We start from the raw sequence: 13,297 nt of genomic DNA, 5'->3' as shown, positions 1-13,297 counted from the left end.
ATGAAGGAAGATCATTATTCTGATAAAAGGGAAGGGGTTTTTGTGTTTGTCGAAGGACATTCTAAAAGATTATGAATGGAACGAGGTTCTGTGGAAGCCATTAAAGCGGGAAAAGAATGGCTTAATTGAATCGGAACGTAATATGGTCCAGGTAGCAGCTTATGTTAGAACAAGCAAAAAGATTAGTTCACAAATGCAGTCTTTGGAAAATCAAATTGATTATTTTACCCGATTTGTCCAAACAAGCCCTCATTATAAATTAGTCTCCATTTATTACGATGAAGGTGTCTCTGGCACCAAAATGAAAAATAGGTTAGGGCTTACTAGATTATTGAGGCATTGTAGAGAAGGGAAAATTGATTATATTGTTGCAAAAAGCATTTCTAGGTTTTCAAGAAATGTGAAAGAACTTATGGAATTGGTGCGGGAGTTAAATGAACTGAAAGTAGGTTTGTATTTTCAAAAGGAAAATCTCGATACCTCCAAGGAATTTAATGAGTTTTTACTAGCGACCTATGCTGCTCTTGCTCAAAATGAGGTGGAAACGCTCTCGCATAATGTTAGTTGGGGGTATGAGAAAAAAGCATTAAGAGGCTCACCGAAGTTTGAAAGAATTCTTGGATATCGTGTTACCTATCATCAAAAAAAGACTTATATCAGCGTTGATGAAGAAGAAGCAAAGATTGTAAAGAAGATCTATGAATTATTTCTTGGAGGAGCTGCACTTAATGAAATTGCACGTTATTTGATGCAAGAAGGGATTCAAACCTCTAAAGGAGGCACGATTTGGGATGGGTCAGTTGTTAAAAAGATACTCACCAATGTGGCCTATACCGGAAATCGATATGCCTACTTTCAAACAAATTCCCTTTTGGAGAATGGGAAACCGACGGATGTACCGAGCTACTACATTGAAAATAGCCATCCAGCTATTATTGATTCAGCCATGTTTGAGGAAGTGCAAAAACGGTTTAAACCAGCAGAGCGTAAAAAGAAAAATAAAAAAGCGGATTTCCGGTCGTTATCAGGACGAGTTATGTGTGGAATATGCGGATGTAATTATCAGTTCTTAACCGACTATGCGACACCTTGTTGGCGGTGCAGGGGGAGTAAAAGTGGGATTTGTGATTCTATTAAAATGTATGAGTCAGAGATTCTTGGCATGATGAAAACAGCTTTTCGAGAACGATTTAACAGCGATTCTTTAGCCCTAAGGGATATTTTTGATCCGATGAAGCGTCTTCATGAACACGATTACTTCGAACATCGACGATTACTATATTTTAGCGACATTCGCCTTGTTAAAGAAGAAGAGAAAATAGCATCAAAAGAGGAAATGGATGTTATTACAGCTAAAAAACATCAGCTAGAAGAAGAGTTTTTTCACTTTGAGAGATACGTCAAAAAAATAGAAGAAGATAGACCTTATCGTGAAAAATCCCTCTCGTGGATGGAAAGCCTTCAATCACTAGAAGAATTTTTCGAGAAAGCCACCATTGATTATTTTCGGGCATGGGTCGTGAACATGACCATATATTCAAATGATACGTTTATTGTTCATTGGTTTGACCAAGAAGAAACAAAGGTTGGTGAAGGTCCTATGCCGGAACCACCTAAAACCTTGAGGAATCAAAAGAGAAAAGAAAAATCTATACCACAAGACATTGAATATGAAGGGAAGGGGGAGGGTGATGTGCTTGTTGCGCCCATTAAAAGAGATGCGAATTCAACATCGCCTGTTAGTTTAACAAAGCAAATTAAAAAAGAAGAAAAGAATATGTGGAAGGTTGAACAGTCACTTCAAACGCAAACGAAACAACAAACGCTCAGAACGGCTAGTTATTGCAGGGTCTCAACAGAACAGGATGCCCAACAAATCAGTCTGGAATCACAAGTCGCGTATTATACTTATTTGATTTTGAAGAATCCAAAGATGAGCTTTGCCGGTATTTTTGCGGACAAAGGATTATCAGGAATACAATCTAAAAATCGAACAGAATTTAATCGTTTGATGCAAAAGTGTAAGCAAGGAAAAGTTGATCAAATTTTGACCAAGTCCATATCAAGATTTGCGAGGAATACGGTCGACGCTTTGTATTATGTGAGGATGTTGAAGTCGCTCAATCCACCAGTTTACGTGCATTTTGAACGCGAAAATATTCATACAGCCGATAAAGATAGTGATTTAATGTTAACGGTTCTTAGCAGTATGGCTCAAGAAGAAGCTGTCAACGTGGGAACTAGTAGTCAATGGGGTAAACAGAAGTTAGCCGAAATAGGGATAGTAAGGCCAAGTCGATTTCCGTATGGCTATACTCCTGATGAACATAAGAATTGGTGCATCGAACCCAAACAAGCGGCAGTGGTGAAACGCATATACGAATCTTATACAGCAGGAAAAAGCATCGGACGTATTGCTAGAGAGCTAAGCGAGGATGGTATTGAAACGGCCAATGGAAATAAATATTGGCATCCGAACACAGTAGGAAAAATGTTAGCATCACCCGTTTACAAAGGTTGCATACTTTATCAACAAACATATATAAAAGATCCATTTACGAGGAAGCAAGTCGTCAATCAAGGGGAACTGCCCCAATATTATATCGAGGACCACCATCCACCTATAATTACACCGGAAGATTGGGAGAAGGTCCAAACCATCCGAAAGTCGAACCAACCTAAAGTAACTCGTTCCTCAGTCAATGCTCAACATCCATTTCGCCAGAATTTTCGGTGTGGTGAGTGTGGAGGGGTTATCAGTCAGTACGAAAGTTACGATAGACAAAAGGATGCAAACAAGAAGAAAGCTCGAAGCTATTGGAGGTGCCGTGTCGCCAATGGTAAAAACTTTTCCGCTACATGCACTTCCCAAAGTTTTAGAGAAGAGTATGTTGAGCATAACTTTATGAGTGCTTTGTTGGCCATGAAGGCCGATGATCGACTAGAACAAAAGGTAAGAGAGGTAATTGAGAGGACCAACCTTACAACAGAAGAACTCGCCGAAGTAAAAGAGATAGAAGCGGTAATGGAACAACTCAATCAAGAACTGTATGAGGCAGTAGATGAAGAGCTTAATCAAGCGGGACAAGATACCAAGCGGGTCGAAGCACTAACAAATGAAATTGTGAAGTTGAAAAATCAGCTTGATGCTTATGAAGAACGGCGGGAACTAGTTGCAAAATATCGTGAGGAATTCAAGTGGTTAGTGAATGAATTAAAAGAAATAGATGACTTCAATCCTCTAAAACAACGTACCCCTTTCCGGACGGACTTATTTGAACGGATTGTTGAAAGTGGAGTGATTCACTCAGATGGTCGAATTGTATATCAATTAAAGTTAGGTGTTGAATGGGAGGAATACTTGGAAGAGAAATGCTCCTACAAACTAAAGGTGAAGAGAAAACGGAAGAAAAGAAAATAACGGGAAACAAGCAACCCACCGAGTTGGCGTCTAGGTTTTAGATGGCTACTTGGTGGGTTTATTTTATTGCTAGATTAATAGGAACTTTGTCTTTTATAATTTATAAACATGGTAAAATTAGTTAATAGGAATTTTATGAGAGGAGAGTAAATAAAGTGGCTAAAAAGAAATCTAGAAATAAAAAGGGAGCTAGGAAGAAACAGAATAAAAGACAAATCAAAGACAATTATAGTTTTAAGGAAATGGATATGACCTTTGAAGGTGCAAGAGATTTTCAACAATTATATTTATTAGCAAAACAGTTCGGGTTTAGGGAACCGAAATTTGAAGAAGCATTTCAACGATTTGAAGAGTCTTACAAACAATATAGGGCATTAAAGGTTATACCGGACAGGTTCAACCATTTCTTTGCTAAAAAAGGTTGGATTGCATTCGAGAATTTAAGCTTTCCTTTAATGGAAAAGTGTGTCCAACTTGCAGAACAGGGAAAGCCTGATGAAGCAGAAGATGTTTTAGTTGAATATTTTACTAGTAGGGAGCAAGTAAATTTTTTAGCCACAAGACTTATGGCTTTAAAAGAATTCAGTCCTAGAAGGGCTTTGTTGTCAAATGCCCTAGAAGATCACTTTTGCGAAAGATATCATGCAAGTGTACCTTTATTTTTGATGATGATAGATGGGTTCGTGAACGACTTTGAACATATTGGTTTCTTTGCAGAAAATGTTGAACTTACAGTGTGGGACACGATTGCAGCTCATGATAGTGGTCTAGGTACCATTGCAAAAATATTTGGCAAAAGTCGCAAGAAAACAACAGATGAGGAAGTTACATTACCATTTAGAAATGGAATTTTACATGGCAGAGATTTAGGTTATGCCAATAAAAAGGTTTCCTCAAAAGCACTTTCTACATTACTTGCATTAAGGGATTGGGCAGACGCAATTAAAGCTGGGAAAAAAGGAATCGATAAAGAATTTGTCCCACCAACATTTGAAGAGTCAATGCAACAGGTTGCAAGCTCATTAGAACAATTTCAGGAAAATCAAAAACAGCGTGAGCATATGAACAATTGGGTAAAAAGAGATTTAACCGTTGGGGAGGATTTACCTGAAAAGGGAGATGTCAATGATTATACCGAAAACACTCCGGAAAGGGCTCTGATAGGGTTTCTCTATTATTTAGAAAAGAAAAACTTTGGATACATGGCAAAGATGGTATCAAAACATTTTACAGAAGATAAAACAAATGGAAAACTAGCAGGTGAACTCCATGAAGTTTTTGAAAAAAAGAAATTGATGGATTTTAAATTAGTAAACATTTATGATAACGCACCTGCCATTAGTGAAATAGAAGTGTTACTAGAATTCGAAAGAGAAGAAGACAACACTCATTTTGAAGTATTACATAAATTTAGAATGTGTTATGAAGATGAAAATGGTGAAACTGTTCCTCGTGGATATAAAGAGGCAGAATGGAAAATAATGATTCATACTATTCGGGAATTAGAATACTCTCATATAAGAAGGGGTAACTCGAAGTAGTAACCCCAAAATTTAATACAAGAAGCACGTCATTAATTGCTCATTGCCTAAGAAGGTGGTGGGCTTTTTTGTTTTGACCATTTTCATTTATCTAACAGCCATACTCTTCAAATGTCCTGAATAGTTACTATGGTTAGATAAAAATTGCCGGTTTTTATCTATATTTTGCGTTTTTGAATTAGATAAGATTCTATATATAGTTTTTTATCTAACTAGTATCATGGGGTACGAAATGGGGAGTACAGAAGCGATTCCAACAAGGAATAGTTCATATGCCGACCACGTTTTTCCTAGGCTATGACACAACTGAAGATGGAGAAATAGTTATCGACGAAGAACAGGCTGAGGTGGTAAGGAGAATTTTTCGAGAATTCCTAGAAGGAAAAGGATGTCCAACCATTGCAAAAGGTTTAATGAGAGATGGATTAAAGACTGGTAAGGGGAATACAACGTGGACGGGAGATTCGGTCTACAAAATCTTGAGGCAAGAGAAGTACCAAGGCCATTGTTTAGCACAGAAAACGATTACAACTAGCTACCTCACCCATAAGCGCATCCGCAACAGAGGACATCAGCCACAGTACTATGTAAAGAATACTCATCCAGCGATTATTAGCGAAGAAACCTTTGAAGCCGTTCAACAAGAAATGAAAAGGCGAAGGTTGATGATGAGGGACCCGGATAAAAAATATCGGCAGCATTTTAGTGGAGTTAGCCCATTTTCCAATGAGTTCTTTTGCGGCGAATGCGGTAGGCCAGCCATAAGAAGACGAATGACTTCTAGCAGGAAAGGGGAGAAATATTATATTTCTGCTTGGCAATGCCGAGTGACCGCAGGACGAGATCCAGATTATAAAGACTGTAAAACGAGCTACGTTCACGAAACCGATTTAGAAAATGTCTTTATGAAAATAATGAGGGCGATGAAAGAAAACATTAGTGAAGTAAAGCAAGAAGCGAAACAAGCTATCGAAAAAGCATCCCTCTCGCCACCGGAACAACAAAGGTTGGAGGAGCTGAATACACAAATTGAAATCATAACCAACCGCATTAGTGACCTAGCTGCAAAAGAATCAGCTACCAGCGATGCCATTTACGATGCAACATTAAGGCATTTGATTTACGAACAAGAAATTCTCCAACAGGAGAGGGACAGTCTGGAAGAAAACATGCAAGAACAACTGTATTTAGAGAAGCAATTCCAATACCTTCTAGACTCATTAGAAGAAGCTGAGGAATTAGAACATTTTGATGTGAATCTTTTCAAAAATACAGTTGAACGAGGCATTATATACAAAGAGCGGATGGTTGAATTTCAATTTAAGTGCGGAGTGAAACGGACCATCTGTGCGAGAGAACGAAAGACACCCAAAAAGAAATAAGCTTAATCTAATCGAATAAACATAAACCTCTTTCCACCCGGAAAAAGAACTTGAAAGTTCTTGGGATGTGAGTGATAGATGGACACGATCTATTATCGCTTATAGGAAAGGGGTTTTTTGTTTATGGATGCATTTCAAAAAGGAATGTGGACCAAAACATTATGGGATCCAGTGAAAGAAAGAGAGGAAAGTCCATTACATGGTGAGAAGCAAGTTAAAGTCGCAGCTTATTGTCGAGTGAGTACCGACTTTGAAAATCAGATTCGCTCGCTGGAGAATCAGGTGCACCACTATACCCATTTGATTAGAAGCAAACCAAACTGGAAGTTTGTAGGTGTGTATTTTGATAGTGGTACTAGCGGTAGTAATGCTAAAAAGCAACGAGGACTGCAGCGATTGCTTCGCCATTGCGATGAAGGTAGAGTCGAATTTATTCTTACAAAAGATGTATCCCGCCTAACGAGAAACGCAGAACATTTAATGGAAATCGTAGAGGAGCTTAAAGCGAAAGGGGTAGGAATTTATTTTGAAAAAGAACAAATTGACACCTCTATTACTTACAATCAATTTTTACTCACAACTTATGCAGCTCTTGCACAAGAAGAAATCGAGAACCTATCTACCTCAACAAAATGGGGATACGAAAAAAAGTTTCAAAAAGGTGAAGCTAAATTTTCTAGACTATATGGCTATAACTTGGTTCGAGGAGAGTCAGGAAATACACTTGAGATTAATGAGCAAGAAGCGGCGGTTGTTCGTAACATTTTTGACTGGTTTCTACAAGGATGGTCGAGGGCTGAAATTACAAGAGAGTTATACAGACAGGGGATTAAAACTGCTAACGGAAAAGATAGATGGTTGCCTTCCAATATCAAAAAAATGCTAACGACTTACACATACACGGGAAATATGATGACAAGAACCGTGACCAGAGACCTTTTCACTCACAAAATGACTTATCACGATCGAGAGGAGATTGAGATAGAAAACACCCACCCTCCAATCATCAGTCGGGAAGTTTTTGATGAAGTGCAGAGGCATATAGAAAGCAACAAAAGAAATACAGGAATACCAACGAAGAGAAATCGACCGGCATTCTCCCAAAAGCTCATCTGTCATGCCTGTGGATATCGATATAAATTTTTTCCTAGTCCTAGAATTGATTATTGGAAGTGCGCTTCAACTAATGCAAAAACATGCAATGCCCCAAATATAAATGAAGAACAGTTAAAACAGATGGCATTACAAGCGATGAGCTTAAAATATGGATTGAATCATTCGGATAGTCTTGCCCAGTTTCAGAAAGAACTTAAAGCGACCAATCAGCAGGACCATTTTGAATTTCATCGCTTGAAATGGTTAACGGAATTGGAGATAGCAAAGGAAAGTAATGAGGATCCAGAAAAGATAATTTCCTTAGAAAAAGAATACCAAGAATTTGAAAAACAGGTTGCTCAAATAGAGGATGATCGTCCTTTTCGTGTGAAGACATTGGAATGGCTAGAAAAACTACAATCAATGGAAGAGTTTCATCAAAACGTAACGACGGAATACTTACGTGCATGGATTCACCAAGTTACCATTGAATCGGAAAAAGACTTTCAAGTTGAGTGGTTTGATGGGACAAGCCTGACGGTCGGTCAACTATCTAAAAAATCGATTCATACAACTCAGAAAGATAACTCAAAGAAAAAAGCGAGCCCCAAGAAGGAGGTGAATCAAGAACTGACCCTTCTCGATGAACATGGGGCTTTAAAAGAGAAGAGGGAAAAAGAAATGAATACTACGGTTGAGCGTGAAGTACAAAAGATTGAACCAGGTGAAGGGAAGGCTATTCTTGAAACGATTGAGAACGCACGGATAGGAAACGAAAAGCCTGACCATTTGCAAAAAACTCAACTACTCAAGACAGCTGCTTACTGCAGGGTTTCTACCGATCGATTAGAACAGAAAATGAGTTTGAAAACACAGGTAGCCTACTATACGTATCTCATTTTAAAAGACCCATCATACGAATTTGCAGGGATCTATGTAGATGAAGGAATTACTGGCCGTTCCTTAGAAAAACGAGAACAATTAAACCAACTCTTAAAGGATTGTGAACGAGGACTTGTAAACGTCATCATCACAAAATCAATTTCTCGCTTTAGCCGGAATGCATTAGATACACTATCTATCGCACGGCATCTGAAGGAATTACCAAATCCTGTGTATATTTATTTTGAGAAAGAAAACATTTGGACATCGGATCCTCAATCAGAATTGATGATGTCCATCTACGGTGCAATTGCCCAAGAAGAAGTTGTGAACGTAGGAAAGAGCATTGCCTGGGGACATAGAAGTCAGGCAAAACGGGGCATTATTCATTGGAGGAAAGCTGTTTATGGTTATAGTATAGATGAACAATATCGCTGGCATGTTCAACCAGAACAAGCCAAAATCATCAAACGTATTTTTAGGGAAGTGTTGAATGGGAAAACCGTTAATACAATTTGTGAAAACTTAGCTAGAGATGGTATTAAAACAGCGACAGGAAAAGACTATTGGAATCCTAAATCTGTGATGGCGATGTTAACAAATGAAGTGTATAAAGGTGATTATTTATTTCAAAAACACGTGACCGTTGACACACTACAATCCAAGGTTATCCGTAATCAGGGAGAGGAACCACAATATTATATTGAAAATCATCATGAAGCAATCATTAAGCCAAAGGACTGGGACCGGGTTCAAGATATATTAGAAGAACGAAAACAAAATAAAGGATTTATCAGTGAGGGACATCAGAAGTATGAAAAAGATGAAATGAAAAATGAAGCTTTTATTGAAAAACTGTATTGTGGTGAATGTGGATATTTGATGGGGCATAGACGGCACGTAGAGAGACGATGGAAAAAACCTTTTGAAACGCATTTCTGGGTGTGTTGTCGCCATGATCAGAGATATAGAACTGAACGATGCGATACAAGGCGTATTCGCCAGGATTATTTAGAGTGGAACTTCATCCACTTTTTAAAACAAATTCATGACAATCCGGATTTTACGAATAAGGCCATGAATTGGATTGCGAGATTGGAACTAACAAAGGAAGAGGAAAGAGAAAGAATTATGTTGCGTGAAAGAATGGAAACACAAAACCAAACTTTGTACAAAGCTGTGGAAGAAGGAATTCACGAAAATGGACAAAACACTCAACTCGTGGATTCATTGACAGAAGAATTGGTAGAGCTGCATGACCGATTAAAGCAATTCAGTGATCGGGAAAAACGTGCAGAGCAGGAACGAAATTTGTTTAAGGAAATCATGAAAAAGGTGAAAAGGTATGTGGAAGGAGGAAGCGAGGAATTTCCTGACGATTTGTTTCAAGAATTTATTAGTCGAGCAGAAGTGTGTAAAGATGGAAAGGTCACCTACCATCTCATAATTGAACTGGAACAAAAAATGCCAGAAACCTATGCCGATTATGTTGAGTTAAAAAGGCAGCAAAAGAAGCAGAAAACAAAGGAAAAACATGAGGCGTTACTGAAAGGGCCTGTGGTGGAAGAGCTGTTAGTATTTTGCGAGGAGCCAAAATCAGTTAAAGAGATTGTGGACTTTATGAATGAGAGGATGGAGATTTCTGATACGCACACCTTCCAAGTTATTTTGAGACCGTTAATGAAGCAGGGTAAATTAGAAAGATTCAAAGCACCGGAAAAGGGTGGAACTAGAGAAGTGTTTCATTATCAGGTCTGCAAGGAATAGTTTTGCAGAGTTAATAACTTAATAGAGTAATAGATTAATGTGGCGCATCTCCGATTGTGGAGGTGGGCCATTTTTTGCGTTTTATGAAAGGAGTCATTCGTTATGGTATTTGGAATAGACTGAAAAATATTTTATTAAAGGGTTTGACAATTTTAAAAGTGACGTATATGATAGGTACATAAAATTCGTTACGGTTCGTGACGGAGTGGAGGGATTGCGAGTGAATATTTTCCAAATTAAAACCAAGCCGCATGATAAGGAAAGACTTAATGAATTCGTACAGGGGAAGTTTATTGCAATAGGTTGGCCAGGGATTGGTGATCTTGCTGGGGTTGAAAAAGAAGAAATTCGACAGAGACTTGAACAACGCTATACGTACAAAAATGCTCGTAGCTTAGGGAATGATCTCGGAAATGTGTGGGCTTTCGTTAATACGATGCAGGAAGGTGACCTTGTGTTATTCAATGGGCATCAGGATTATGTTTATATTGTGAAGGTCGGGCCGTATCGATATGAGGAGCAGTATGACAATGAAGAGGGAATGGCCCATCAAAGAGCATTTGAACTGATAAAAGTTGCGAAGAGGGACGATCTGAACCCCAAGATACAGGAGCTTCTTCGTAACCGTAGTGCTGTGACCAAGTTTAAGTATCCGTTAGAAGATGCTGAGTTGGATGAAATACCAGCAAATGAAATCCTTAACTTCAATTCAAAAATAACGGTAGATAAAGCGGCTATAGAAAAAGCCCTTAATATCCTTTATTTAGAGCTTGAATCAAACGATTCCGACCGGCGATTTAAAGCAGCAATTGAACTGTTACAGTTTGCCAAATAAATTATTAGTTTTTAATAAGTTCTCTAGGAGGGATAACCTTTGACGGATATTACAATGGATTTTGTAACTGATTGGCAAAATGAAATGATTAAAGAGATGGAAGAAGAGGGGTTGCGATTTAAGAAATCACTACCCAAAGATAGTTTACTTATTAAATATTTCACCTATTGTAGAAAAAGAGGGCTTCAAAAACCCTATAATATTTTTAAATCCAATGAATTTAACTGCCCAGAGGAATATCAAAAAGGGCTAAGTAATTTAGAAGAAATTCTTAAAAGTGGCGGAGATATATCACCGTACCTAAGCAAAGATGTAGAAAAGTTGAAAAATGATTTAATGTTTAATGACTGGGGTGTATTACATCTTCATCTGGGGGAAAAATTGGAGAGTAATAACAAGTATATTGAGCGGACGGGTCCTTTGTTATTTTTGTATTTTAAAGGGGAAAATGTGTATTTTATTAATATTTTTCAACATCAGGATTGGACTAAAAAAGAAGTCCTTCAGATTATGTATTCCAATTGGCCCGAATTAATACAACCATACATTATGAAAATTGATGGTTTCCAGGGCCTTCATCCAGAATATACAGAAGATGACCACTTAAAACTAAGAAAAGCTGGAATTACAGTAATGTTAGAGTTGGTGAATGAAAATGGTGAAAAGTTCCCAATAATCCCAACAGGCATGGGAATAACTGCATCTGGTGATTCTATGAATGATGTTAGGCATTATCAACATCAAATTAAAGAAATTCGTAGTTTAGAAGATATGGTTAGAAGCAATATAGATTTTGTAAAGCAAACCATGAAATCACTTAATGTGAATATACCGACATCACTAAGTTTCAAATTAGTTTATAAGGATGGCAGGTTTCAGGTTCAAGAGGAAAATACGGGGCTGTTTTTTGATTTGAAATAAAGAGTTTATTAGACCAAATATTATAGAAGTAAATCTTTAAATATTGCTCATCTCCATTTGGGGGTGGGCATTTTTTTAGTTTAATAGCTTAATAATCAAGAGAATTGCTAATCAATGATAGAGGTCAAGTGAAATGAGAAAGAAGGGCTAAATTATTGCGCTATATAATAGTAGAAACTCGGATTATTTAATCTATATTTTGCGTATTTTTATCCATTCAGCCTCACGGCGTTATTAATACATAAGTGAAATCCAAATTTAAAAATTTTAAAAATAATTCAAAATATATTGAATTTCGTAAAATAATCTGATAAATTAATTGTAAATCGATTTCGGAAATCGGTTTACAAAACCGATTTCCAAATTTAAAACGCTTACATAAATAGAGAAGGTGAATTATGAGAGTTACAATTGCTGATGTGGCAAAACATGCCGGAGTCTCAAAATCGACTGTTTCTAGAATTCTAAACGGTAACTATGGACAAAATACTCAAGAAACAATTGATAAAGTTTTAAGAATAATTAAAGAATTAGATTATCGTCCGAATATGCTTGCACAAAGTTTAAAGTCAATGAAAACAAATGTAATCGGAATTATCTTATCAAATTTAAAAAACCCATTCTGGGCAAGAGTACTTGAAGGTGTTGAAGATACTTGCCGGTTAAATGGTTATAGCTTAATGATTTGTAACTCAAATGAGGATCCATTATTAGAAGATGAACATATAAAAGGGTTTCAGATGAAACAAGTTGACGGAATTATTATAAATCCGACTGTGAAAAACGACTTTCTTTATAAAAGTATAGTAGAAAAGCAGTTCCCTTTTGTTACCATAAACCGAAAGATTTTCGGGTTAGATGTTGATCTTGTAACAATGGATAATGTTGCAGGGGCATTCGCTGGTGTGGAGCATTTGCTACGAAATGGGAAAAAGTCAATTGCCTTATTTGTGTACACACCTGATAATATTAGTCCAAGATTAGATCGAATAGAAGGTTATAAGAAAGCGCTAACAAAAAATGGTGTGATGGTAGAAGATTCATTGATTCATATTATTGAAGAGAAGAAGGGCATGGTAAAAGAAACTGTAAAACGAATTTTATCTGAAAACTACAATCGTCCTGAAGCCATTTTTTCTACGAATAATATGATGACACTGGAAATATTAGAAGGAATCAAAGAACTAGGACTAAACGTACCTGATGATATTTCGTTATTGGGATATGACGAAACGGTATGGTCTATGCACTTAGATCCTCCTTTAACAACAGTAAATCAGCCATCATATGAAATGGGTGAACTTGCTGCTAAAAGATTAATAGAATTAATCGAAAAAAAGGGGGATAAAGAACCGACAATTAATGTTTTGCAACCCAATTTAATTATAAGAGAGTCGTGTGGAACAAAAAAGGAGCATTCCTGTTAGAAGGATTTTCGGGGACTTGAACAAAA

7 protein-coding genes are annotated in these 13,297 nt (G+C 37.2%); all 7 read left to right on the top strand.

The genetic code is table 11. The features are described from left to right. Positions 1 to 46: 46 nt before the first annotated feature. The 7 genes from MKX65_RS22360 (at position 47) to MKX65_RS22330 (ending at position 13,271) form a co-directional block, all read left to right on the top strand. Positions 47 to 3,421: a recombinase family protein gene (locus MKX65_RS22360; RefSeq protein WP_340905699.1), complete on the top strand. Its 3,375-nt coding sequence runs from the start codon at positions 47 to 49 to the stop codon at positions 3,419 to 3,421. Positions 3,422 to 3,576: 155 nt separating this feature from the next. Then, positions 3,577 to 4,962 carry a hypothetical protein gene (locus tag MKX65_RS22355; RefSeq protein WP_340905698.1) on the top strand — a complete coding sequence of 462 codons (1,386 nt, stop codon included), beginning with the start codon at positions 3,577 to 3,579 and terminating at the stop codon, positions 4,960 to 4,962. 272 nt (positions 4,963 to 5,234) lie between these two features. Next, positions 5,235 to 6,344: a recombinase family protein gene (locus tag MKX65_RS22350; RefSeq protein ID WP_340905697.1), complete on the top strand. Its 1,110-nt coding sequence runs from the start codon at positions 5,235 to 5,237 to the stop codon at positions 6,342 to 6,344. A gap of 123 nt (positions 6,345 to 6,467) precedes the next feature. Next, positions 6,468 to 10,088: a recombinase family protein gene (locus tag MKX65_RS22345; protein WP_340905696.1), complete on the top strand. Its 3,621-nt coding sequence runs from the start codon at positions 6,468 to 6,470 to the stop codon at positions 10,086 to 10,088. 220 nt (positions 10,089 to 10,308) lie between these two features. Next, the gene (locus MKX65_RS22340; RefSeq protein WP_340905695.1) at positions 10,309 to 10,923 is read left to right on the top strand and encodes a hypothetical protein; all 615 of its coding nucleotides are present in this window, start codon (positions 10,309 to 10,311) and stop codon (positions 10,921 to 10,923) included. Between the two features lie 39 nt (positions 10,924 to 10,962). After that, complete coding sequence (locus tag MKX65_RS22335) at positions 10,963 to 11,844, top strand: hypothetical protein (RefSeq protein WP_340905694.1); 882 nt, start codon at positions 10,963 to 10,965, stop codon at positions 11,842 to 11,844. A 398-nt stretch (positions 11,845 to 12,242) separates the two neighbouring features. Beyond that, positions 12,243 to 13,271 (top strand): LacI family DNA-binding transcriptional regulator, encoded by a 1,029-nt coding sequence (locus MKX65_RS22330; protein WP_340905693.1) that lies wholly within the window; start codon positions 12,243 to 12,245, stop codon positions 13,269 to 13,271. The last annotated feature ends 26 nt before the right edge of the window (positions 13,272 to 13,297 follow it).

It is taken from the genome of Robertmurraya sp. FSL R5-0851, assembly GCF_038002965.1.
GTDB classification, from domain to species: Bacteria; Bacillota; Bacilli; order Bacillales; family Cytobacillaceae; genus Robertmurraya_A; species Robertmurraya_A beringensis.
This window is presented reverse-complemented; position numbering and strand designations above follow the sequence as displayed.

Excerpts from the sequence above, each read along its gene's own strand:
- MKX65_RS22350 (WP_340905697.1), top strand. The coding sequence starts at position 5,235 with ATGCCGACCACGTTTTTCCTAGGCTATGACACAACTGAAGATGGAGAA.
- MKX65_RS22345 (WP_340905696.1), top strand. The coding sequence starts at position 6,468 with ATGGATGCATTTCAAAAAGGAATGTGGACCAAAACATTATGGGATCCA.
- MKX65_RS22330 (WP_340905693.1), top strand. The coding sequence starts at position 12,243 with ATGAGAGTTACAATTGCTGATGTGGCAAAACATGCCGGAGTCTCAAAA.